We start from the raw sequence: 22,395 nt of genomic DNA, 5'->3' as shown, positions 1-22,395 counted from the left end.
CCTTGGGTGACGGGTGGAGCTTTGTCGGCGGCCTCCTACAATGTGCCCAGTTCCGTCTGCGTGACCCATGAAAATTCTGATTTCCAACGACGATGGCTATCAGGCGCCAGGCATCGTGGCGCTGCACGACGCGCTGCGCACCGTCGCCGACGTCGAAGTGGTGGCCCCCGAGCACAACAACAGCGCCAAGTCGAACGCGCTGACCCTGCACTCTCCGCTATACGTGCAGCGCGCCGCCAACGGCTTTCGCTACGTGAACGGCACGCCGGCCGACTGCGTGCATATCGCGCTCACGGGCTTGCTGGGTTACCGGCCTGATTTGGTGGTTTCGGGCATCAACAACGGCGCCAACATGGGTGATGACACCATCTATTCCGGCACGGTGGGCGCCGCCATGGAGGGATTCCTGTTCGGCATTCCATCCATCGCCTTCTCGCAAGTGGACAAGGGCTGGGGCGAGATCGAGGCGGCGGCGCGCAAGGCGCGCGAGATGGTCGAACAGATGCAGCGCCGCAGTCTGATCGGCGAGGCGCCCTGGCTGCTCAACGTAAATATTCCCAATCTTCCTTTCGAGGCGCTACGGCCGCTGCGCCTGTGCCGTCTGGGCCGCCGCCATGCGGCCGAACGCGTGATCGAGCAGCAAAGCCCCCGCGGCGAAGTGATGTATTGGATCGGCGGCGCCGGGGCTGCCAAGGACGACGCCGAGGGCACGGATTTCCATGCCACGGCCAATGGCCACGTGGCCGTCACGCCGCTCAAGGTCGACCTGACCGATCACGATGGGCTGGGCTATTGGGCGCAGACGGTGTCCCGCATGGCCGGCGGCACAGGGCAGGGCGGGGAGGATTGATGCAGCCGCGCCGGCCGGGTTTCCCTGCGCGCCTGGATGGGCAGGCGCCCAGGTCCGCACCTCCTGCGGCCTCGCAGGCCCGTGCGCCACGCCCGCCTACCCCGCAGGGCGTGGGACTGGATTCTGCGGCGGTGCGCGCGCGCATGGTGCAGCGCTTGGCGGCCGGCGGTATCGCTTCGCCTCAGGTGTTGCAGGCCATGGGCGGCGTGGAGCGGCATCGCTTCGTGGACACGGCATTGGCCAACCAGGCTTACGAGGACACCAGCCTGCCCATCGGCCTGGCGCAAACCATCTCCAAGCCTAGTGTGGTGGCGCGCATGATCGAGTTGCTGCTGGGCGCCGAATGCGCGCGGGAGCAGGGCCTGGGCCGCGTGTTGGAGATAGGAACCGGTTGCGGCTACCAGGCCGCAGTGCTGGCTCGCGTGGTACGGGAGGTCTACACCATCGAGCGCCTGCGCCCCCTGCACGAGAAGGCCCGCGATCATCTGCGCCCGCTGCGGCTGGCCAACGTACACCTGATCCTGGGCGACGGGATGCAGGGCTTTCCGGGCGGTGCGCCTTATGCCGGCATCATCGCCGCGGCCGGGGGCGACAACCTGCCCCCGGCATGGTGCGAGCAGCTGGCTGTGGGTGGCCGGCTGGTGGCGCCCATCAACGCGGGCAGCCGTCAGGCATTGATGGTGGTGGACAGGACCGCGCAGGGTTTCAAGCAAAGCGTGCTGGAGAGCGTGAACTTCGTCCCCCTAAAATCAGGGATTGCGTGAAGGAAGTGTTGTTTATGTTCGGATTGCGTGCTCGTGAAACACTGGGATTGACCCTGCTGGCTGCGGCTTTGGCTCTGGCCGGATGCGGCACACCCGTCAATCGGGCGCCAGTGGAGGATCGCGGGACATTTGCCGGCAACAACGGCGCACCGAGCGCCACCGGCGTGGAATTGCCCGACCCCAAGAGCCTGCCGGGCGCCGAAAACGCTGGCAAGCCCGGCTATTACACCGTGCGCCCCGGCGACACCCTGATCCGCATCGGCCTGGAAACCGGCCAAAGCTGGAAGGACATCGCCCGCTGGAATAGCCTGGAAAACGCCAACCTGATCGAGGTGGGACAGGTGCTGCGCGTGGTGGCACCCACGGCAGCCACGGCCCCTTCCGTGGTTGCCTCGGATACGGGCGTGGTCACGCGTCCTATCGCGCCGCAAGGCGTGGCTGCCGCTCCCGCCCCTGGTGCTGCAAAGCCGGGTGCCTCGGCGCCCGTGCCGGTCGCTTCGGCCCCAGCCCCTGCCCCCGCTCCGGCGCCCGCCCCGGCTCCCCAGCCGGCCGCAGCGGGTAGCGAAGACCTCAACTTCATGTGGCCTGCTGCCGGTACGTTGATCGCCGGCTTTGACGAGGCGCGCAACAAAGGCCTGGACATCAGTGGCAAGGTGGGAGACCCAGTGCTGGCGGCTGCTGACGGCCGTGTGGTGTATGCCGGTGCCGGCCTTCGCGGCTATGGCAACCTGATCATTCTCAAGCACAACAACACCTACCTGACGGCCTACGCGCACAACCAGGCGCTGCTGGTCAAGGAGGATCAGAACGTGCGCCGGGGCCAGAAGATTGCCGAGATGGGCAGCACCGATGCAGACCGCGTCAAGCTGCACTTCGAAATCCGTCGCCAGGGTAAGCCGGTCGATCCGGCGCGTTACCTGCCTTCCCGTTGAGCACTCCGGCGAGCGACTCGCCAGGCGCCGAGGATGACGAGGCGCCCGACGCCTCGTGCGAGCTGCGCGAGGCGATGATTCCCGTCGCGCTGCATCAGCAGCGGCTGGACAAGGCCCTGGCGCAGCTGGTGCCCGAGTTCTCGCGCAGCTACCTTCAGCAGCTGCTGGCTCAGGGAGCCGTGAAAGTCGACGGTCAGACGGCCTTGAAGCCGGCGCAGAAGGTGCACGCTGGCAGCCGTGTGGCGGTGGAGATGCGGCCGACGCAGCAAAGCCAGGCTTTCAAGCCGGAGAACCTGCCGCTGGACGTGGTGCATGAAGACGAGCACCTGCTGGTCGTGAACAAGCCCGCGGGACTGGTGGTACATCCGGCGCCCGGCAACTGGAGCGGCACGCTGCTCAATGCCTTGCTGGGGCGCGATGCGCGCGCGGCGCAAGTGCCGCGCGCCGGCATCGTGCACCGACTGGACAAGGACACCAGCGGTCTGATGGTGGTGGCCCGCAGCCGCCCGGTCATGGATGCCCTGGTCCGCATGATTGCCGCCCGAGAAGTGAGCAGGCAGTACCTGGCGCTGGCTTGGGGCGCCTGGCGCGGCCCCGCGCAGCGGCGCGTGGAGGCTGCGATAGGGCGCGACCCGCGCCAGCGGCTGCGCATGGCCGTGATCGATCTCGCGCAGCACCCTGGCAAACCGGCCCGGACGGACTTCCAGTTGCTCGACGGCACAGCGGATGTTTGTCTGGTGCGCTGCACCCTGCATACCGGGCGCACGCACCAGATCCGCGTGCACATGGCTTCGCTGGGTCATCCGCTGGTGGGTGACAGTCTGTATGGCGGCGCGGGCGGCGGTGGCTTGCAGCGCCAGGCTCTGCACGCCTACCGCCTGGCGTTCACGCACCCGGTGACGGGGCAGGTGCTGGAGTGCTTTTCAGAACCTCCGGCGGACATGGGTACAGCCTTTGAAATGTGGGGCCTGCGCTACAATGGCTTTTTTGGCGACGCATAGCGCCGCGCATCCGGAAACCGGCGAGACCGGCACCGGCTTGGCACCTGGGAAGGTGACCGCTCCCTCTATTTCGCAGGCATTCCCCGTGGCGTGCCGCAGTCTTCTCCCGCAATTGCCACACCATGAATTCGGTGGATGCCAAACGGGTTCTTGAAACCGCGCTGATCTGCGCCACCCAGCCTGTGCCGCTGCGTGAATTGCGCACCTTGTTCGACGACGCGCTGAGCGCCGACACCGTCAAGGCCTTGCTGGCGCAGCTGCAGCAGGAGTGGGCGACACGCGGTGTGGAACTGGTGGCCGTGGCTACCGGCTGGCGCTTCCAGAGCCGCCCCGAGATGCGCGACTATCTGGACCGGCTACATCCGGAAAAGCCCCCGCGCTATACGCGTGCTGCGCTGGAGACGCTGGCCATCATTGCTTATCGTCAGCCTGTGACGCGTGGCGATATCGAGGACATCCGGGGCGTCACGGTCAACAGCTTGATCATCAAGCAGCTGGAAGACCGGGGCTGGGTGGAGGTCATCGGACACCGGGAAACAGTGGGCCGCCCGGCCCTGCTGGCCACGACACGCCAATTCCTGGACGATCTGGGTCTCCAGTCGCTGGACCAACTTCCTGCCCTGGATGAGGCGCCTGGCCAGCTGGACATGCTGCAGGCGCTGGACGAGCTGGCTCCGGCAGAGGGTTCGCAGGATGTGCCACCCGAAGAACAACCGATAGCAGCAGCAGCTGAAGCTGCCAACACCCGAGAAAGCGATGCCCCCACTGGCGAAGCGAGGGAAACCGATCTATGAACAAACCCGACAAACGCCCCCGCACGGCGCAACCGCAAGGCGGCAATCGTCTTCCGCGCAGTCCCCGGCGCCCCGTTGTACCGGCGGACGAAGCAGAATTGCTCCAGAAGCCTCCGGTGGCCGCTGACCAGGCCGACGGCTACCATTTCGCCGACGTGGTTTCTGGCCAACTGGACCACGATGAGGACGACGCCCAACTTGCACCCACCAAGCGCGTCCTCCAGCCCCATGCCGAAAGCCCCAAGCTGCACAAGGTGCTGGCCCAGGCCGGCATGGGCTCGCGTCTGGAGATGGAACAGCTGATCCTGGAAGGACGCATCTCCGTCAACAATGAGCCCGCCCATGTGGGCCAGCGTGTCCAGTTCGGCGACCAGATCAAGGTCAACGGCAAGCCCCTGCGCGTGCGCATCGATCCGCCGCCAACGCGGGTGATCGCCTACCACAAGCCTGTGGGCGAAGTGGTCACTCACGACGATCCGCAGAACCGCCCCACAGTGTTTCGCAAGCTGCCACGGCTGATGCATGGCAAGTGGCAGTCCGTGGGCCGTCTCGACTTGAACACGGAAGGCCTGCTGCTGCTCACCAGTTCGGGCGAGCTGGCGAACCGCCTGATGCACCCACGCTTTGGCCTGGAGCGCGAATACGCCGTGCGTGTGTTGGGTGCGCTGTCTGACGAAGAGCGCCAGCGCCTGCTCGACGGCGTGCCCCTGGAGGACGGCATGGCATCCTTCGGCTCCATTGACGAGGGTGGTGGCGAAGGCGTCAATTGCTGGTACCGCGTCACTATTTCCGAGGGCCGCAACCGTGAGGTGCGGCGCATGTTCGAAGCAGTGGGCCACGCCGTCAGCCGGCTGATCCGCATCCGCTATGGCGCCATGCTGCTGCCGCGTGGCCTCAAGCGTGGCGCCTGGGTGGAGCTGGACGACCGCGACATCAATGCCTTGATGCGTGCGGTGGGGGGCGAACCGCTGGCGACGCCGCGTGGCCCGCGCGCCGGTGCGGGGGGGCGCAGCGGGCGGGCGCCCGATCGGCCAAGAGCGCCTCGCGGTGACGCGCCGAAAGCCGGCGCTCAGCCGGACCCGATGAAGACCTCGGTGGGCTATATCGGCGCCGACAGCCTGGCACGCCAGCGCCAGCAACAAAAGCAGCGTGGCAGCGGTGGCCAACGGCGCGGCGGCCGGTAGGCGGCCGGCCCAAAGTTAAAATCCGCGGTTTTGCCCGCCTGGCAAAAAATATCCCAACACTCCATCACAAGGAAAAATTTCATGGCTATCGAACGTACCCTGTCCATCATCAAGCCCGACGCCGTTGCTAAGAACGTCATCGGCCAGATCTACGCCCGCTTCGAAGCCGCCGGCCTGAAGATCGCCGCCGCCCGCATGATCCACCTGTCGCGCGCCGAAGCCGAGCAGTTCTACGCCGTGCACAAGGAGCGTCCCTTCTTCAAGGACCTGGTGGACTTCATGATCTCCGGCCCGGTGATGGTGCAGGTGCTGGAAGGCGAGAACGCCATCCTGAAGAACCGTGAACTGATGGGCGCCACCGATCCCAAGAAGGCCGCCCCCGGCACCATCCGCGCCGACTTCGCCGACAGCATCGATGCCAACGCCGTGCACGGCTCCGACGCTGCCGAGACAGCCCAGGTCGAAATCTCCCTGTTCTTCCCCGGCCTGAGCGTCTACGCACGCTGATCGGCCGCCCGCGGGCGGCGGGGCACTGTAGCCCTCCGCGCCGCGGCGCCTGCCAGGTGGACTACCCGAGCGCGCCATGAGTACCAACCTTCTTGATCTGGACCTCGCCGCCGTCGCCGCGTTTTGCGAGCAACTGGGCGAGAAGCGCTTTCGGGCCACCCAGCTGTATCGCTGGATCCACCAGCGCGGCGCGAGCGATTTCGACCAGATGAGCGATCTGGCCAAGTCGCTGCGCGAGAAACTCAAGGGCTGCGCGCACGTGAGCGCGCTGCCCGTCCTCAGTGAACACGTCTCGGCCGACGGCACCGTCAAGTGGCTGTTCGACGTGGGCGGCGGCAATGCCGTGGAGACCGTCTTCATCCCCGAAGAGGACCGCGGTACGCTATGTATTTCGTCGCAAGCCGGCTGCGCCGTGGGTTGCCGCTTTTGCTCCACGGGGCACCAGGGTTTCAGCCGCAACCTGACCACCGGCGAGATCGTCGCCCAGCTCTGGTTTGCTGAGCACACGCTGCGTGGACGCCGTGGCAGCGACGAGCGGGTGATCTCCAACGTCGTCATGATGGGCATGGGCGAGCCGCTGCAGAACTATTCGGCCCTGGTGCCGGCGCTGCGCACCATGCTGGACGACCATGCGTACGGCCTGTCGCGCCGCCGCGTCACCGTGTCCACCTCGGGTGTGGTGCCCATGATCGACCGGCTGGCGCAGGATTGTCCCGTGGCGCTGGCGGTGTCGCTGCATGCCCCGGGCAATGCGCTGCGCGACACGCTGGTGCCGCTGAACCGCAAGTACCCGCTGGCCGAACTGCTGAGCGCCTGCGAGCGCTACCTGGAGCACGCCCCGCGCGACTTCATCACTTTCGAGTACTGCATGCTCGATGGCGTGAACGACCAGCCCGAGCATGCGCGCGAACTCATCGCGCTGGTGAACGGCAGCGCCGGCGCGCGCGTGCCATGCAAATTCAACCTGATTCCGTTCAATCCGTTCCCCGCATCCGGCCTGCGCCGTTCCAGCAACGCCGCGGTGATGGCCTTCGCCAAGCTGCTCAGCGATGCGGGCATCGTCACCACCGTGCGCAAGACGCGGGGCGACGACATCGACGCCGCCTGTGGCCAGTTGGCCGGCGACGTGAAGGACCGCACCAAGGTGGGTGAGCGCATGGCCAAACTGCGCACCATCCCCATCCAGCCGGTGCCGTGAGCCACGCATTCGACGACCAGGAGGGGAGACCGGCCATGAACATAAGCAACAGGACCAGCGCCGCGGTGCAGCGCTGGCCCCTTCTGGCAGCGGCCTGCCTGCTGGGTCTGGCGGCCACCCTGGCGGGCTGCGCCCATACTGGGGGCAACGGTGCGGCGGGTGCCAGCGAGCCTGCCGGCATCCAGGGCGAGACCGATGCGCGCCGGCGTGCGCGCATCCGCCTGGAGCTGGCGGCCAGCTACCTGCAGCGCGGACAGGCCCAGGTGGCGCTGGAAGAGGTGCATCAGGCCTTGGCGGCTGATCCCAGTTACGCCGATGCCTACCACCTGCGCGGCCTGGTCTTCATGGCCATGGGCGATCTGGCGCAGGCCGAGGACAGCCTCAAGCGCGCCCAGGGCATGAAGCCCTCCGACCCCGACATCCTGCACAACCTGGGCTGGCTGCAATGCCAGCGCCAGCAGTACGCGCAGGCCGACCAGCTCTTCGATCGGGCGCTCGCCGTGCCCACCTACGCTGCGCGAAGCAAAACGCTGATGTCGCAAGGTCTGTGCTACCAGCGCGCCGGCCGCAGCGAACAGGCCGAGCAGACGCTGCTGCGCGCCTACGAGATCGACGCCGGTAACCCGGTGGTCGGCTACCACCTGGCATCGCTACTGTTTGCCCGCGGCGAAGCGGCGCGCGCGCAGTTCTACATCCGCCGCGTGAACAATGGCGAATTCGCCAATGCCGAATCGCTGTGGCTGGGTGTGAAGATCGAGCGCCAGCTGCGCGACCTGGCTGCCATGCGCCAGCTCAGCGAGCAGTTGCGCAAGCGCTTCCCGGATGCCAAGGAAACCCGTGCACTGGACCGGGGAGCCTTCGATGAGTGAGGTCACAGCCGTTCCGGGCGAAGGGACTGGTTCTGCGGAACCTGCCATGACTGCCGGCGGGTTGCTGGCGCATCGGCGCGAGGCCGCGGGCGTGCACGTCGCAGCCCTGGCCATGATGCTCAAGGTGCCGGTCGCCAAGCTGCAGGCCCTGGAAGCCGACCGCTACGAGATGTTTGCCGACGCGGTCTACGTGCGGGCATTGGCCTCCAGCGCCTGCCGCGCCCTGAAGACCGACCCCTCCGAGGTGCTGGCACTGCTGCCCGGCGCTGCGCCGGCGCCGCTGCGTGTCGACAAGGGCATCAACGCCAGCTTCCGCGACACCGTGCACCGTGGCAGCTTCTCCTCGCCGGCCGAGGCGCCGCGCTCGCGCGCGCTGGGTGTGACGGTGGTGGTGCTGCTGGCGGCCGCCCTGGCCATCGTGCTGTGGCCCAAGGGCGAGAGCCCGGCCAGCGTCATGGCCTTGCTGGGCCAGCAGGCATCGTCGCCACAGTCGGAGTCCGAGGCGCTGCCGCAGGCGAGTGCTCGGCCTGAGGGCGAGCCCGCCGAAACCCAGGCGCAGGCCGCGCCTGCCGCGGCAAGCCCTGCGCTACCAGTTCCGGTGGGACCGGAGGCGTCACCGCCTCTGGCCGCCCCCGCTCAGCCGCCGGCCAGCGCTGCCGCTCCGGTGCAGACGACCACTTCCGAGGGGCAAGGCGCCGAGGCTGTGGATGGCGTGCTGGTCATCCGTGCCACCGCGCCGTCGTGGGTGCAGGTGCGCAGCGGCACCGGCGCCACGGTGCTGCAAAAGTTGTTGGGTGCGGGCGAGAGCATCGCCGTCCCGGGCACGCCGCCCTGGTCCGTGGTGATCGGCAAGGCCGACTCCACCGAGGTGCTGGTACGCGGCACGCCCATGGACCTGGCAGCCATTGCGCGCGAGAACGTCGCGCGCTTCGAGGTGAAATGATGAATCTGCCCGCTACAACAGCCGGCCCCATCGCGCTGTCGGCCCCGCTGCCGCGGCGCACGCGCCAGGCGCGCGTGGCCTGGGGCGCCCGCGTGGTCACGGTGGGCGGCGACGCGCCCGTGCGCATCCAGTCCATGACCAACACCGATACGGTGGACGCCGTGGGCACGGCCATCCAGGTCAAGGAACTGGCCCAGGCCGGCTCGGAGATGGTGCGCATCACCGTCAACACACCCGAGGCGGCGCAGGCCGTGCCCTACGTGCGCGAGCAGCTCGACCGCATGGGCGTGGACGTGCCGCTGGTGGGTGACTTCCACTACAACGGCCACCGACTGCTGACCGAGTTCCCGGACTGCGCGCAGGCGCTGTCCAAGTACCGCATCAATCCCGGCAACGTGGGCAAGGGCGACAAGCGCGACCGCCAGTTCGGCCAAATGGTCGAGGCCGCCGTGCGCTGGGACAAGGCCGTGCGCATCGGCGTGAACTGGGGCAGCCTGGACCAGGAGCTGCTGGCCAGCCTGATGGATGCCAACAGCCGCCGCGCGCAGCCGTGGGACGCACGCCAGGTTATGTACGAGGCCTTGATCACCTCGGCCATCGATTCGGCCCGCATGGCCGAAAGCATGGGCCTGGCCGGCGAGCAGATCATCCTGTCGTGCAAGGTCAGCGGCGTGCAGGACCTGATCGCCGTGTACCGCGAACTGGCGCGCCGCTGCGACTACGCGCTGCACCTGGGCTTGACCGAGGCCGGCATGGGCACCAAGGGCACGGTAGCCTCCAGCGCCGCATTAGCCATCCTGCTGCAGGAGGGCATTGGCGACACCATCCGCGTTTCGCTCACGCCCCAGCCGGGGGAGGCGCGCACGCAGGAGGTGGTGGTGGCGTCGGAGATCCTGCAGGCGCTGGGCCTGCGCACCTTCGTGCCCAGCGTCACAGCCTGTCCGGGCTGCGGGCGCACCACCAGCACCACCTTCCAGGAGCTGGCCAAGCAGATCGACGACTACCTGCGCGCGCAAATGCCCGTGTGGCGTGCCAGTTACCCGGGCGTGGAAAAGATGAAGGTGGCCGTCATGGGCTGCATCGTCAACGGCCCGGGCGAGAGCAAGCACGCCGACATCGGCATCAGCCTGCCCGGCACGGGCGAGGCGCCGGCGGCGCCGGTGTTCATCGACGGCGAGAAGGCCCTGACGCTGCGCGGCGAGCGCATCGCCGAGGAATTCCAGGCCATCGTGCAGGACTATGTGGCGCGGCGCTTCGGCGGCGTGGCCGCCTGAACTATCAAAATAATAGCTGCTGGCGCTTGACTGGCAAGCGCTAGAGCCCGATTTCATTCAAAACTTATAGAACAACGAGCAAGATGCAGAAGCTGGTCGCCATCAAGGGCATGAACGACATCCTGCCGCCTGATTCGGCGCGCTGGGAGTGGCTGGAGGACAAAGTGCGCTCCCTCATGGCGCGCTACGCCTATCGGAACATCCGCACTCCCATCGTCGAGCCCACGCCGCTGTTCGTGCGCGGCCTGGGCGAGGTCACGGACATCGTCGAGAAGGAGATGTACTCCTTCGAGGACCGCCTCAACGGCGAGCAGCTCACCCTGCGCCCCGAGGCCACGGCCGGCGTGGTGCGTGCGGTGGTCGAGCATTCCATGCTGTACGAAGGTGGCAAGCGCCTGTACTACATGGGTCCTATGTTCCGCCACGAGCGGCCCCAGCGCGGACGCTATCGCCAGTTCCACCAGATCGGCGCCGAGGCGCTGGGCTTTCCGGGCGCCCACGCGGATGCCGAGCTGATCTTGCTGGCGCACGCGCTGTGGCAGGAGCTGGGCCTGCAGGACGTGCGGTTAGAGCTCAACAGCCTGGGTCAGCCCGAGGAGCGCAAGGCCCACCGCGCGGCCCTCATCGCCTACCTGGAACAGCACCAGGAGGTGCTAGACGAGGACGCGCGCCGGCGCCTGTACAGCAACCCGTTGCGCATCCTGGACACCAAGAACCCCGCCATGCAGGCGATGGTCGAGGGCGCGCCCAAGCTCATGGACTTCCTGTGTGAAGCCTCGCTGGCCCACTTCGACGCCGTGAAGGCGATCCTGGACGCCAACGGTGTGGCCTGGCGCATCAACCCGCGCCTGGTGCGCGGCATGGACTACTACAACCTGACGGTGTTCGAGTTCGTCACCGACCGCCTGGGCTCGCAGGGCACCATCTGCGGCGGCGGGCGCTACGACTACCTGATCGAGCAGATCGGCGGCAAGAGCGCCCCGGCCGTGGGCTGGGCACTGGGCATGGAGCGGGTGCTGGAGCTGCTCAAGGAGCAGGACGTAGCAGTGCCTGACGCCGCCGCCGACGTCTACGCTGTGGTACCTGACGCGTCCCAGCTGCCCCAGGTCATGGTGCAGCTGCAACGCCTGCGGGCGCTGGGCGTTTCCGTTCAAATGCACGCGCCCACCGCTGGTGGCGAAGGCATGGGCAGCATGAAGTCCCAGTTCAAGAAGGCCGACGCCAGCGGCGCCCGTTTCGCCCTGGTCTTCGGGGCGGACGAGATGGCGCGTGGCGCCGTCACCGTCAAGCCGCTGCGCGAGGCGCTGGAGCAGACAGAGCGTCTGCTGGCCGAGCTGCCCGCCTGGGCGGCAACCCTACAATCCCCGCGTTGAAAGGCAACGGTAAGCACATGGCCAACAATTTCGACCTGCAGGAGCAGGAACAGCTCGACGAACTCAAGCACTTCTGGAAGACCTGGGGCAATCTCATTACCTGGGTGCTCATCGTCGTGATGGGCGCCTTTGCCGCCTGGAACGGCTGGCGCCTGTGGCAAAGCCGCCAGGCCCAACAGGCCACGGCCCTGGCCGAGGCGGTGGAATCGGCCGCCCGCAGCGGCGATATGGCGCGCGTGCAGCAGGCCTTTGGCGATCTCAAATCCAGCTATGGCGGCACCGTGCAGGCCGCCCAGGCCGGCCTGCTCGCAGCCAAGGTAATGGCGGATGCCGGCAACCTCGACGGCGCCAAGGAGGCCTTGGCCTGGGTGGCTGACAAGGCCGGCGACGATGGCCTGCGCGCCGTGGCGCGCCTGCGTCTGGCCGCCGTGCTGATCGAGCAGAAAGCCTATGACGAGGCGCTGGCGCAGCTGTCGCGTGACATCACCCCTGAATTCAGTGCCCTGGCCGCCGACCGCAAGGGCGACGTACTGCAGCTGCAGGACAAGAAGCCGCAGGCCGTGGCGGAATACCGCCGCGCCTGGCAGGCCATGGACGAGCGGGTCGATTACCGCCGCCTGATCGAGGCCAAGCTGAACGCCCTGGGTGTGCAGCCGCAGGTCGTGGCCGCCGCTGGAGGTGCACAGTGAAGGCCGCACTGATGCTGCGCCCGGCCGCGGCGCTGGCCTGCGCGCTGGCCTTGGTGGGGTGTTCCTCCTTGAGCAACATGATGCCCTGGAGTGGCCCGTCGCGGCCCAAACCGGCGGAGCTGGGTCCCAACGTCCCTGTGCTGGGCGTGCGCCAGGCCTGGACGGCGCAGATCGGCGACACGCAGGGCCTGGCCCTGGACGCGCGTGTGATCGGCAACACCGTGGTGCTGGCCTCGGCCTCGGGCGAGGTGGCCGCTATCGATGCGCGCACCGGCGGGGACGTCTGGCGCGCGCGCCTGGGTGTGCCTCTTGCCTCTGGCGTGGGCAGCGACGGCCGCTGGTCGGCCGTAGGCGCCAAGAGCAGCGAGATCATCGTGCTCGAAGGGGGCCGCGAGATCTGGCGCAAACACCTGCCTGCCCAGGCCTATACCGCCCCGCTGGTGGCGGGTGAGCGCATCTTCGTGCTGGCGGCGGACCGCTCGGTCTCCGCATTCGACGCCGCGACGGGCCGCATGCTGTGGCGTCAGCAGCGTCCCGGCGAGCCGCTCATCCTGCGCCAGGGCGGCGTGCTGATGGCAGTGGGCGACACCCTGGTGGCAGGCCTGTCCGGCCGCTTGGTGGGCTTCAACCCGGACAACGGCAGCGTGCGCTGGGAGGCGCCCCTGGCCAGTCCACGCGGCACCAATGACGTGGAGCGCCTGGTGGAGATCGTAGGACGTACCAGCCGGGTGGGCGACAGTGTCTGCGCCCGTGCCTACCAGGCCAGCGTGGGCTGCATTGACGCTGCTCGTGGCAGTGTCGCTTGGACCCAGGCCGCCAGCGGCGGCGAGGGCATCGATGGCGACGAGCAGATGCTGTTTGGCACCGAGGGCAACGGCACGGTACTGGCCTGGAAGCGCGCCGATGGTTCGCGTGCCTGGTCGTCCAATCGCCTGCAGTGGCGCAAGCTGACGGCGCCACTGCTGCTGGGCCGCTCGGTGGTGGTGGGCGACGATACGGGCCTGGTGCATCTGCTGTCCCGCGAGGACGCCTCGCCCTTGAATCGCCTGGCTACCGACGGCTCGCCCATTGCGGCCGCACCCGTGGCGGTGGGAGACACCCTGGTGGTGGTCACCCGCAAGGGCGGCGTTTACGGCTTTCGTCCCGAGTGACAAAACTCTGAATTGAAGGGAAGGGATGAAACCCGTCATCGCCCTGGTGGGGCGGCCCAATGTGGGCAAATCCACCTTGTTCAACCGCCTCACCAAAACGCGTGACGCGATCGTGGCGGACTTCGCCGGCCTCACGCGCGACCGCCACTACGGTCATGGCCGCCAGGGCAAGCTGGAATACATCGTCATCGACACCGGCGGCTTTGAACCCGACGCCGGCAGCGGCATCTACCGTGAAATGGCCCGCCAGACGCGCCAGGCGGTGGCCGAGGCCGACGTGGTCATCTTCGTGGTGGACGCACGTGCCGGCCTGTCCGCCCAGGACCACGACATCGCCGACTACCTGCGCCGCCTGGGCAAGCCCTGCGTGCTGGCCGGCAACAAGGCCGAGGGCATGCAGGGCAGCGCGCAGTTGGCCGAGTTCTATGAACTGGGTCTGGGCGAAGTTTTTCCCGTCTCAGCCGCCCACGGCCAGGGCGTGCGCGGCCTGGTGGAACATGCGCTGGAGCCGCTGCCGCCGCCGGGCGACGACGATGAGTCCGAGCAGGACCAGGACGTCATTCGCCTGGCCGTGGCCGGCCGGCCCAACGTGGGCAAGTCCACGCTGATCAACGCCTGGCTGGGCGAGGAGCGCCTGGTGGCCTTCGACCTGCCAGGCACCACGCGCGATGCCATTACCGTGCCGCTGGAGCGGGGCGGGCGCAAGTTCGAGTTGATCGACACGGCCGGGTTGCGCCGCAAGGGCCGGGTGTTCGAGGCCATCGAGAAGTTCTCCGTGGTCAAGACGCTGCAGGCCATCGAGTCGGCGCACGTGGTGCTGCTGCTGCTGGATGCCACTCAGGGCGTGACCGACCAGGATGCGCACATCGCCGGCTATATCCTGGAGAGCGGCCGGGCCGTGGTGGTCGCCATCAACAAATGGGACGCGGTCGACAGCTACCAGCGCCAGGAACTGGAGCGCTCCATCGAGACGCGGCTTTCGTTCCTGAAGTTCGCCTCACTGCACTTCATCTCGGCGCAGAAGCGCCAGGGCCTGGCACCGCTGTGGACGTCGCTGGTGCAAGCCTACAAGGCCGCCAATCGCAAGATGCCCACACCCGTGCTGACACGCGTGCTGCTGGAGTCGGTGCAGTTCCAGGCGCCCAAGCGTTCGGGAAGCTTTCGGCCCAAGCTGCGCTACGCGCACCAGGGCGGCATGAACCCGCCCATTATCGTCATCCACGGCAACTCGCTGGAGCACGTCACTGACGCATACAAGCGCTTCCTGGAAGGGCGCTTTCGCAAGGAGTTCGACCTGGTCGGCACGCCGCTGCGCATCGAAATGAAAACCTCGGCCAATCCCTACGCGGACAAGGGCGAGGGCTGACGCCCTGGTCTCCGTGGGGGTGCACGGCTGTGGTAAGGTGCCGTATCACAACAACATCTTTGAACACGGAGAATATCGTGAGCAATAAAGGCCAGCTTCTGCAAGACCCTTTCCTCAACGCACTGCGCCGCGAGCATGTGCCGGTTTCCATCTATCTGGTCAACGGCATCAAGCTGCAAGGACAGATCGAATCCTTCGATCAGTACGTCGTGCTGCTGCGCAATACAGTGACCCAGATGGTCTACAAGCACGCCATCTCCACCATCGTCCCGGGGCGCGCCGTGAACTTCTCCACGGCCGAGCCGGCTGAGCCGGACAGCGGCGAGAACCGATAACCCCACCATTGGCGGCGCGAAGCTGCGCCGGCAAGCCGGCGCCTCGCACTCCTGGCGCCCGCAGCATTGACAACTTCCCCTCATCAACCTTTTGATGGCCCTGCCGCGCCGGTCTTGCTGATCGGCGTGGATTTTGGCCTGCGTCATTTCGACGGCGATCTGGAAGAGCTCGGCCTGCTGGCGCAGACCGCAGGGCTGGAGCCCGTCGCCCGTCTGACCTGCAAGCGCAAGGTGCCCGACGCGGCGCTGTTCGTCGGCAGCGGCAAGGCGGACGAGATCCGTACCCTGGCGGAAATGCATGGCGCTCAGGAGGTGCTGTTCGACCAGGCACTCAGCCCTGCCCAGCAGCGCAACTTGGAGCGCCACATCGGCCTGCCGGTCAACGACCGCACGCTGCTCATCCTGGAAATCTTTGCCCAGCGCGCGCGCAGCCACGAAGGCAAGCTGCAAGTGGAACTCGCCCGGCTGCAGTACCTGAGTACGCGCCTGGTGCGCCGCTGGTCTCACCTGGAGCGACAGCGCGGCGGCATCGGCACACGCGGCGGCCCCGGCGAGCGGCAGATCGAGTTGGACCGCCGCATGATCGACGAAGCCATCAAGCGCACACGCGAGCGCCTGGTTAAGGTCAAGCGCCAGCGCAACACGCAGCGGCGCCAGCGCGAGCGGCGCGAGACGTTCAACATCTCCATCGTCGGCTACACCAACGCCGGCAAGTCGACCCTATTCAACGCCCTGGTCAAGGCGCGCGCCTATGCGGCCAACCAATTGTTCGCAACGCTGGACACCACCACGCGCCAGCTTTATCTGGGCGAGGGTATTGGATCGGTATCGCTATCGGACACCGTCGGCTTCATCCGCGACCTGCCCCACGGGCTGGTCGATGCCTTTCAGGCCACGTTGCAGGAGGCCGTGGATGCCGACCTGCTGTTGCACGTGGTGGATGCCTCCAACCCCGGCTATCCCGAGCAGATCGCCCAGGTGCAGTTGGTACTGCACGAGATCGGTGCTGCTGACATCACCCAGCTCTTGGTATTCAACAAGCTCGATGCCGTTCCTGCTGATGCCCGGCCTGCGACCTTGCTGGATACCTACGAGATCGATGGTCGCCAGGTGCCGCGCATCTACGTGAGTGCGCGCGACGGCACTGGCATGGCGGCCCTGCGCGCTCAACTCGCCGCCATGGCGCTGGAGCGCGCCAGCTGGAACATGCCCCCTGGTGCCGCGGCTGAATTGCCGGCGGCCGAGGAGTGATTGGGCACAATGCTCGCTTGTTGTCGTGTCTTCACAGAATAAGAGAATCTGCGCATGAACCTTCCTAGCCGCTCCTGGCGCCAGGCCCTGCTGCCGGCGCGCATTCGGGGGATGTTCAACCTCAACGATCCACGCTGGGGCCGGGGCGAGGAGGGCGGCGAGGGCCAGCGCCCGGAGCCTGAACGCCCTGTCGACCCCCCCCGGGGCAACCGCGGGCGGGACGGCGGTCCGGCCAGCGGGCAGCCGCCGGACCTGGACGAGCTGTGGCGTGACCTGAACCGCAAGCTTGGTGGCCTGTTTGGCGGGCGTGGCGGCGGTAACGGGCGCGGCCAGCCGCCGGCGGGCGGCGGTGGCGGCGGCAGCTTCCAGCCTGACATGAAAAATGCCGGCGTCGGCCTGGGGCTGATCGCAGGGGTTGCCGTATTGATCTGGCTGGGCACAGGCTTTTTCATCGTCCAGGAAGGTCAGCAGGCCGTCATCACTCAGTTCGGCAAGTACAAGAGCACCGTCAATGCCGGCTTCAACTGGCGACTGCCGTACCCCATCCAGCGCCATGAGCTGGTGTTCGTGACGCAGATCCGTTCGGTGGATGTGGGCCGTGACAGCATCATCAAGAGCACAGGGCTGCGCGAATCGGCCATGCTGACCGAGGACGAGAACATCGTCGAAATCAAGTTCGCCGTGCAGTACCGCCTGAACGATGCGCGCGCCTGGCTGTTCGAGAGCCGCAATCCCGGCGATGCCGTGGTGCAGGCTGCCGAGACGGCCGTGCGTGAGGTCGTCGGCAAGATGCGTATGGACAGCGCCCTGGCCGAGGAGCGCGACCAGATCGCCCCGCGTGTGCGCAATCTGATGCAGTCCATCCTGGACCGCTACAAGGTCGGTGTCGAGGTCGTGGGCATCAACCTGCAGCAGGGTGGCGTGCGTCCGCCCGAGCAGGTGCAGGCGGCGTTCGACGATGTTCTGAAGGCCGGCCAGGAGCGCGAGCGCGCCAAGAACGAGGCCCAGGCCTATGCCAATGACGTGATCCCTCGCGCGGTGGGGACGGCTTCGCGTTTGGGCGAAGAGGCTGCCGCCTACAAGGCGCGCATCGTGGCCCAGGCGCAGGGTGACGCCCAACGCTTTTCCTCCGTGCTGGCCGAGTACCAGAAGGCGCCGCAGGTGACGCGTGACCGCATGTACCTGGAGAGCATGCAGCAGATCTACAGCAGCGTGACCAAGGTACTGGTGGAGTCGCGTCAAGGCTCCAACCTGTTGTATCTGCCGCTGGACAAGATCATGCAGGGCGTTGCCCAAACGCCGCAGCCCGCTGTCACAGGCCTGGATACAGCACCCGCCACACCGGGACCGTCCTCCGCCGGTGCCGGGGCGGCGCCGCTGAACAACGACGGACGCGCCCGCGATGCCCGCTCGCGTGAACGCGAGTCCCGATAGGAGAGCCGTGTGAACAGAATCGGATTCATCGCAACCAGCGTCCTGATCGCGCTCGCTTTGCTGAGCTCCATGGTCTTCGTGGTGGACCAGCGTCAGTTCGGCGTGGTCTATGCCCTCGGCCAGATCAAGGACGTGATCACCGAGCCAGGCTTGAACTTCAAGCTGCCGCCGCCGTTCCAGAACGTGCGCTACATCGACAAGCGCCTGCTCACGCTGGACAGCTCGGACACCGAGTCCATGCTGACGGCCGAGAAGCAGCGCGTGGTGATCGACTGGTACGTGCGCTGGCGCATCACCGATCCGTCGGAGTACATCCGCAACGTCGGCCTGGACGAGAACGCCGGTGCACTGCAGCTCAACCGCGTGGTGCGCAACGCCTTCCAGGAAGAGGTCAACCGCCGCACTGTGCGCGAACTGATCTCCACCAAGCGGGACGCGCTCATGTCGGACGTCAAGCGCGAGGTGCTGGAGGCCGTACGCGGCGCTAAGCCTTGGGGCGTGGACGTAGTAGACGTGCGTATCACCCGCGTGGACTATGTGGAGGCCATCACCGAGTCTGTCTATCGCCGCATGGAGGCCGAGCGCAAGCGCGTGGCCAACGAACTGCGCTCCACGGGCGCGGCCGAGGGCGAGAAGATCCGCGCCGATGCCGACCGTCAGCGCGAGATCACCATTGCGAACGCCTACCGCGATGCGCAGAAGGTCAAGGGCGAAGGCGATGCCGAAGCCGCGCGTACCTACGGTGAGGCCTTTGGCCGCGACCCGCAGTTCGCCCAGTTCTATCGTAGTCTCGAAGCCTATAAGTCCAGTTTCAATCGCAAGAGCGACGTGATGGTGATCGACCCTTCGTCCACTGAGTTCTTCAAGGCTTTCCGAGGCACCGGCAGCGCTGGTGCGCGCCAGACGCCCTGAGCGGCAGCCGTTGGCGCAGGCCATCCGGTGGACTGGAGCAGCGCTGCCTGGGGCGCCATCGGGATCGTGCTGGTGATCGAAGGGATATTTCCCTTCGTCTCTCCGGCCGGCTGGCGGCGCACCTTCAGCCAGCTGCTGCAGCTGCGCGACGGGCAGATCCGGTTTTGTGCGCTGCTGAGCATCCTTGCGGGTGCGCTCGTGTTGCTGCTGCTGGCCTGATCGGCCTGGAGCCGGCCTCAGGCCGGCGATGCCCCAGCCAGTAGAATCCCCCTTTTAACAGCTCCCCCTTTTTTTCCATGTCTGCCTGGGTCCTGCCGGATCACATTGCCGATGTCCTGCCTTCCGAGGCCCGGCACATCGAAGAGCTGCGCCGCAGCTTGCTGGACACGGCCCGCAGCTATGGCTACGAGCTGGTGATGCCGCCGCTGCTGGAACACCTCGATTCGCTCCTGACCGGAGCCGGCGAGGCGCTGGACCTGCAGACGTTCAAGCTGGTCGACCAGCTGTCGGGCCGTTCCATCGGCCTGCGCGCAGACACCACCCAGCAGGTGGCTCGTATCGATGCCCACCTGCTCAACCGTCGCGGCGTTACCCGGCTTTGCTACTGTGGCCCGGTGCTGCACACCCGCCCGGACCGTCCGCGCGCTACGCGCGAGCCGCTGCAGTTCGGGGCCGAGATTTACGGCCACGCGGGCATGGAGGCGGACATCGAGTCCGTGGTGCTGGCGCTGGAATGCCTGCGCGTGGCGCAGGTGCCCGAGGTCAGCGTCGACTTGGCCGATGTGCGTATCGTGCGCAGCCTGCTGGCCGGGGTCCCGGTAGACCTGGCCATGCTCAATGACGTGCATGCGGCGCTGGCGGCCAAGGACGGCAGCGAACTGGCGGACTTGACGCGCAATTTTCCGGCCCCCGCCCGCGAGGGGCTGCTAGCCCTGCTGGATCTGTACGGCGACGTCCAGGTGCTGGATGAGGCGGAAAAAGTGCTCAAACCCGCACCGGAATTGCGGCAGGCGCTATCAGATTTGAGATCTATTGCATCCCGGATCAAGGGCGCGCGCGTCACTTTCGACCTGGCCGACCTGCGTGGCTATGCCTACTACAGCGGCACGCGCTTCGCGATGTACGTGCCCGGCGCCAGCGATGCGCTGGTGCGTGGGGGGCGCTATGACGAGGTGGGCGCGGCATTTGGGCGCAACCGGCCGGCAGCCGGCTTCAGCCTGGACATCAAGCAGCTGGTCGGCGTGGTGCCTCCCCGTCCTTTGAAGGCGGCCATCCGTGCGCCCTGGGGCGAGAGCAGCGAAGCCATTGCCGCCATTGCCGCGCTGCGCAGGCAGGGCGAGACCGTGGTATGCATGCTCTCGGAGAGCAGCAGCGAGATCGATGAGTTCTGCTGCGACCGTGAATTGATGTGCGAAGACGGGCAGTGGGTCGTGCGCCCTCTGTGAGCGGTTTTCTTCCTTCTTCCTTTTTTGACTTAGGTTGGACATAAAGATGAGCAAAGGGCGCAACGTCGTCGTGGTCGGCACCCAGTGGGGCGACGAAGGCAAGGGCAAGCTGGTGGACTGGCTGACCGAAAGTGCGCAGGGCGTGGTGCGCTTCCAGGGCGGCCACAACGCGGGCCACACACTGGTCATCAATGGCATCAAGACGGCCCTGCACCTGATCCCCAGCGGCATCATGCGTCCCGGTGTGAAGTGCTACATCGGCAACGGCGTGGTGCTGTCGGCGGCCAAGCTGTTCGAGGAAATCGAGGGTTTGGAAAAGGCCGGCGTCGAGGTCCGTTCGCGCCTGCGCGTCAGCGAGGCCTGTCCGCTCATCCTGCCCTTCCATGCGGCTTTGGACGTGGCCCGCGAGGCGGCTCGCGAGCACAGCGGCGCCGAGAAGATCGGCACCACCGGGCGCGGCATCGGCCCCGCCTATGAGGACAAGATCGCGCGCCGTGCCCTGCGTGTGCAGGACCTGAAGCACCCGGAACGTTTCGCGGTCAAGTTGCGCGAGCTACTGGCGCTGCACAACCACGTGCTGACCACTTTCCTTGGATCCGCCAAGTTCCAGTTCGGCGACATGCTCAAGCCTTACATCCAAGACGGCCAGGTGCAGTTTGAGCCGGTGTTCGAAGAGGCTATGCGCCATGCAGAGATGCTGCGCCCTATGATGGCCGATGTCTCGCGCGAGCTGAACGAGGCCCACGCTGGCGGGGCCAACCTGCTGTTCGAGGGCGCCCAGGGCACGCTGCTAGACGTGGACCACGGCACCTATCCCTATGTCACTTCCAGCAACTGTGTTGCTGGCAATGCCGCCGCGGGCGCGGGCGTAGGGCCGAGCCTGCTGCACTACGTGCTAGGCATCACCAAAGCCTACTGCACCCGCGTGGGCGGTGGCCCCTTCCCGACGGAGTTGGAGTGGGAAAAGCCCGGAACGCCGGGCTACCACATGAGCACCGTCGGCGCCGAGCGCGGCGTGACCACCGGGCGCAGCCGCCGCTGCGGCTGGTTCGATGCGGCCCTGCTCAAGCGCAGCGCGCAGGTCAATGGCCTGTCGGGTCTGTGCATCACCAAGCTGGACGTGCTGGACGGCCTGTCGGAATTGCTGCTGTGCGTGGGTTACGAGCTCGACGGTGAACGTGTTGACCTGCTACCCATGGGCGCCGAGGAGATCGCGCGCTGCATTCCTATCTATGAACAGATGCCCGGCTGGAGCGAGTCCACTGTGGGCATGACGCGGTATGAGGATCTGCCAGCCAATGCTCGCAGCTACCTGGAGCGCATCGAGCAGGTGACGGGCGTGCCGATCGCGATGATCTCTACCAGTCCAGATCGCGATCACACTATTGTGATGCAGCAGCCGTACGCGCAGCCATAAGCTGATTTCAAGTCAAATTGGCCTCCAGGGCTTGTGCAGCAAGCGCTAGAAGCTATTAAAAAAGGAGTGAACGATGCTGACCGAAGATGGCAAGCACCTGTATGTGAGCTACGACGAGTACCACAATCTCATCGAGAAACTGGCGCTCAAGGTGTACCAGTCTGGCTGGCAGTTCGACACCATTCTGTGTCTGGCACGTGGCGGTCTGCGGCCGGGTGACATCCTCAGCCGCATCTTCGACAAGCCCCTGGCCATCATGTCCACCAGCTCCTACCGCGCGGAAGCCGGTACCGTGCAGGGACATCTGGATATCGCTCGCTTCATCACCACGCCCAAGGGTGAAATCGCCGGGCGCGTTCTGCTGGTGGATGACTTGGCGGACTCTGGGCATACGCTGAATGCTGTGATCGCCATGCTCAAGACCAACTATGCGCCCATCACCGAACTGCGCAGTGCGGTGATCTGGACCAAAGGGTTCTCTACGTTCACGCCCGACTATTCGGTGGAATTCCTCCCGTCCAATCCTTGGATTCATCAGCCATTCGAGGGTTATGACAACCTGTCACCCGACAAGCTTCTGGAGAAGTGGAAGCTGTGAAGCTGCGAGGTGCCTCATCGGCACAGCGCTTTTCTTTTTAGGGCTGAAAATTGCGCTATACTTGCCGGCTTGCTGCAGCGAGGGCGTTGAATGAAACGCCCTTGCCGC

General features: G+C 66.6%; 23 protein-coding genes. All 23 read left to right on the top strand.

Features of this window, described 5'->3' with window-relative positions:
• The first annotated feature begins 67 nt into the window (after positions 1–67).
• The 23 genes from surE to RT282_RS11155 all read left to right on the top strand — a co-directional run bounded on the left by surE (position 68) and on the right by RT282_RS11155 (position 22,287).
• Complete coding sequence (gene surE / locus RT282_RS11265) at positions 68–850, top strand: 5'/3'-nucleotidase SurE (RefSeq protein ID WP_313314113.1); 783 nt, start codon at positions 68–70, stop codon at positions 848–850.
• Positions 850–1,614, top strand: a complete 765-nt coding sequence (locus RT282_RS11260; RefSeq protein ID WP_312759195.1) for a protein-L-isoaspartate(D-aspartate) O-methyltransferase — start codon at positions 850–852, stop codon at positions 1,612–1,614. The genes surE and RT282_RS11260 overlap by 1 nt, the downstream gene beginning before the upstream one ends.
• A gap of 14 nt (positions 1,615–1,628) precedes the next feature.
• A complete protein-coding gene (locus RT282_RS11255; RefSeq protein WP_312759215.1) occupies positions 1,629–2,546 on the top strand; it encodes a peptidoglycan DD-metalloendopeptidase family protein in 918 nt (305 codons plus the stop codon).
• Entirely contained in the window at positions 2,543–3,547 is a 1,005-nt protein-coding gene (locus RT282_RS11250) for an RluA family pseudouridine synthase (RefSeq protein ID WP_313314108.1), read from the top strand. Before RT282_RS11255 ends, RT282_RS11250 begins: the two co-directional genes overlap by 4 nt.
• A 122-nt stretch (positions 3,548–3,669) precedes the next feature.
• Positions 3,670–4,341 (top strand): SMC-Scp complex subunit ScpB, encoded by a 672-nt coding sequence (gene scpB / locus RT282_RS11245; RefSeq protein ID WP_313314106.1) that lies wholly within the window; start codon positions 3,670–3,672, stop codon positions 4,339–4,341.
• Positions 4,338–5,525 carry a pseudouridine synthase gene (locus RT282_RS11240; protein ID WP_313314104.1) on the top strand — a complete coding sequence of 396 codons (1,188 nt, stop codon included), beginning with the start codon at positions 4,338–4,340 and terminating at the stop codon, positions 5,523–5,525. Before scpB ends, RT282_RS11240 begins: the two co-directional genes overlap by 4 nt.
• An 81-nt stretch (positions 5,526–5,606) precedes the next feature.
• Positions 5,607–6,032, top strand: coding sequence for a nucleoside-diphosphate kinase (ndk, locus tag RT282_RS11235; protein WP_312304617.1), 426 nt, complete (start codon positions 5,607–5,609; stop codon positions 6,030–6,032).
• Positions 6,033–6,108: 76 nt separating this feature from the next.
• Entirely contained in the window at positions 6,109–7,230 is a 1,122-nt protein-coding gene (gene rlmN, locus RT282_RS11230) for a 23S rRNA (adenine(2503)-C(2))-methyltransferase RlmN (RefSeq protein ID WP_313314101.1), read from the top strand.
• A 35-nt stretch (positions 7,231–7,265) separates the two neighbouring features.
• Complete coding sequence (gene pilW, locus RT282_RS11225; protein WP_313314100.1) at positions 7,266–8,099, top strand: type IV pilus biogenesis/stability protein PilW; 834 nt, start codon at positions 7,266–7,268, stop codon at positions 8,097–8,099.
• A 46-nt stretch (positions 8,100–8,145) separates the two neighbouring features.
• Positions 8,146–9,042, top strand: a complete 897-nt coding sequence (locus RT282_RS11220) for a helix-turn-helix domain-containing protein (RefSeq protein WP_313314099.1) — start codon at positions 8,146–8,148, stop codon at positions 9,040–9,042.
• Positions 9,042–10,316 (top strand): flavodoxin-dependent (E)-4-hydroxy-3-methylbut-2-enyl-diphosphate synthase, encoded by a 1,275-nt coding sequence (ispG, locus tag RT282_RS11215; protein WP_313314097.1) that lies wholly within the window; start codon positions 9,042–9,044, stop codon positions 10,314–10,316. Before RT282_RS11220 ends, ispG begins: the two co-directional genes overlap by 1 nt.
• 83 nt (positions 10,317–10,399) lie before the next feature.
• Positions 10,400–11,689: a histidine--tRNA ligase gene (gene hisS, locus RT282_RS11210; RefSeq protein ID WP_313314095.1), complete on the top strand. Its 1,290-nt coding sequence runs from the start codon at positions 10,400–10,402 to the stop codon at positions 11,687–11,689.
• A 17-nt stretch (positions 11,690–11,706) separates the two neighbouring features.
• Entirely contained in the window at positions 11,707–12,378 is a 672-nt protein-coding gene (locus tag RT282_RS11205; protein WP_313314591.1) for a tetratricopeptide repeat protein, read from the top strand.
• A gap of 11 nt (positions 12,379–12,389) precedes the next feature.
• Positions 12,390–13,529, top strand: a complete 1,140-nt coding sequence (gene bamB, locus RT282_RS11200) for an outer membrane protein assembly factor BamB (protein WP_312304657.1) — start codon at positions 12,390–12,392, stop codon at positions 13,527–13,529.
• A 25-nt stretch (positions 13,530–13,554) separates the two neighbouring features.
• Positions 13,555–14,895: a ribosome biogenesis GTPase Der gene (der, locus tag RT282_RS11195; protein ID WP_313314093.1), complete on the top strand. Its 1,341-nt coding sequence runs from the start codon at positions 13,555–13,557 to the stop codon at positions 14,893–14,895.
• 77 nt (positions 14,896–14,972) lie between these two features.
• Positions 14,973–15,230: an RNA chaperone Hfq gene (hfq, locus tag RT282_RS11190; protein ID WP_312304660.1), complete on the top strand. Its 258-nt coding sequence runs from the start codon at positions 14,973–14,975 to the stop codon at positions 15,228–15,230.
• Positions 15,231–15,350: 120 nt separating this feature from the next.
• Positions 15,351–16,481: a GTPase HflX gene (gene hflX / locus RT282_RS11185; RefSeq protein WP_313314587.1), complete on the top strand. Its 1,131-nt coding sequence runs from the start codon at positions 15,351–15,353 to the stop codon at positions 16,479–16,481.
• A gap of 54 nt (positions 16,482–16,535) precedes the next feature.
• Positions 16,536–17,915: an FtsH protease activity modulator HflK gene (hflK, locus tag RT282_RS11180; protein WP_313084695.1), complete on the top strand. Its 1,380-nt coding sequence runs from the start codon at positions 16,536–16,538 to the stop codon at positions 17,913–17,915.
• A gap of 9 nt (positions 17,916–17,924) precedes the next feature.
• A complete protein-coding gene (gene hflC, locus RT282_RS11175) occupies positions 17,925–18,827 on the top strand; it encodes a protease modulator HflC (RefSeq protein WP_313314090.1) in 903 nt (300 codons plus the stop codon).
• Between the two features lie 27 nt (positions 18,828–18,854).
• Positions 18,855–19,046 carry a DUF2065 domain-containing protein gene (locus tag RT282_RS11170; protein ID WP_312304643.1) on the top strand — a complete coding sequence of 64 codons (192 nt, stop codon included), beginning with the start codon at positions 18,855–18,857 and terminating at the stop codon, positions 19,044–19,046.
• Positions 19,047–19,123: 77 nt separating this feature from the next.
• A complete protein-coding gene (locus tag RT282_RS11165; RefSeq protein ID WP_313314087.1) occupies positions 19,124–20,272 on the top strand; it encodes an ATP phosphoribosyltransferase regulatory subunit in 1,149 nt (382 codons plus the stop codon).
• 40 nt (positions 20,273–20,312) lie between these two features.
• Positions 20,313–21,689 carry an adenylosuccinate synthase gene (locus RT282_RS11160; RefSeq protein ID WP_313314584.1) on the top strand — a complete coding sequence of 459 codons (1,377 nt, stop codon included), beginning with the start codon at positions 20,313–20,315 and terminating at the stop codon, positions 21,687–21,689.
• A 73-nt stretch (positions 21,690–21,762) separates the two neighbouring features.
• Positions 21,763–22,287, top strand: a complete 525-nt coding sequence (locus tag RT282_RS11155; protein ID WP_312759462.1) for a phosphoribosyltransferase — start codon at positions 21,763–21,765, stop codon at positions 22,285–22,287.
• Positions 22,288–22,395 lie beyond the last annotated feature (108 nt).

Origin of the sequence: Pulveribacter sp. (genome assembly GCF_032079985.1) — a bacterium.
In the GTDB taxonomy this organism is placed as follows: Bacteria; Pseudomonadota; Gammaproteobacteria; order Burkholderiales; family Burkholderiaceae_C; genus Melaminivora.
This window is presented reverse-complemented; position numbering and strand designations above follow the sequence as displayed.

Coding starts and splice junctions, on each gene's coding strand:
- surE (WP_313314113.1), top strand. CDS start 68: ATGAAAATTCTGATTTCCAACGACGATGGCTATCAGGCGCCAGGCATC.
- RT282_RS11255 (WP_312759215.1), top strand. CDS start 1,629: ATGTTCGGATTGCGTGCTCGTGAAACACTGGGATTGACCCTGCTGGCT.
- RT282_RS11240 (WP_313314104.1), top strand. CDS start 4,338: ATGAACAAACCCGACAAACGCCCCCGCACGGCGCAACCGCAAGGCGGC.
- bamB (WP_312304657.1), top strand. CDS start 12,390: ATGCTGCGCCCGGCCGCGGCGCTGGCCTGCGCGCTGGCCTTGGTGGGG.
- hflK (WP_313084695.1), top strand. CDS start 16,536: ATGAACCTTCCTAGCCGCTCCTGGCGCCAGGCCCTGCTGCCGGCGCGC.
- RT282_RS11205 (WP_313314591.1), top strand. CDS start 11,707: ATGGCCAACAATTTCGACCTGCAGGAGCAGGAACAGCTCGACGAACTC.
- RT282_RS11260 (WP_312759195.1), top strand. CDS start 850: ATGCAGCCGCGCCGGCCGGGTTTCCCTGCGCGCCTGGATGGGCAGGCG.
- RT282_RS11220 (WP_313314099.1), top strand. CDS start 8,146: ATGACTGCCGGCGGGTTGCTGGCGCATCGGCGCGAGGCCGCGGGCGTG.
- rlmN (WP_313314101.1), top strand. CDS start 6,109: ATGAGTACCAACCTTCTTGATCTGGACCTCGCCGCCGTCGCCGCGTTT.
- ndk (WP_312304617.1), top strand. CDS start 5,607: ATGGCTATCGAACGTACCCTGTCCATCATCAAGCCCGACGCCGTTGCT.
- scpB (WP_313314106.1), top strand. CDS start 3,670: ATGAATTCGGTGGATGCCAAACGGGTTCTTGAAACCGCGCTGATCTGC.
- RT282_RS11165 (WP_313314087.1), top strand. CDS start 19,124: ATGTCTGCCTGGGTCCTGCCGGATCACATTGCCGATGTCCTGCCTTCC.
- RT282_RS11155 (WP_312759462.1), top strand. CDS start 21,763: ATGCTGACCGAAGATGGCAAGCACCTGTATGTGAGCTACGACGAGTAC.
- ispG (WP_313314097.1), top strand. CDS start 9,042: ATGAATCTGCCCGCTACAACAGCCGGCCCCATCGCGCTGTCGGCCCCG.
- der (WP_313314093.1), top strand. CDS start 13,555: ATGAAACCCGTCATCGCCCTGGTGGGGCGGCCCAATGTGGGCAAATCC.
- pilW (WP_313314100.1), top strand. CDS start 7,266: ATGAACATAAGCAACAGGACCAGCGCCGCGGTGCAGCGCTGGCCCCTT.
- hisS (WP_313314095.1), top strand. CDS start 10,400: ATGCAGAAGCTGGTCGCCATCAAGGGCATGAACGACATCCTGCCGCCT.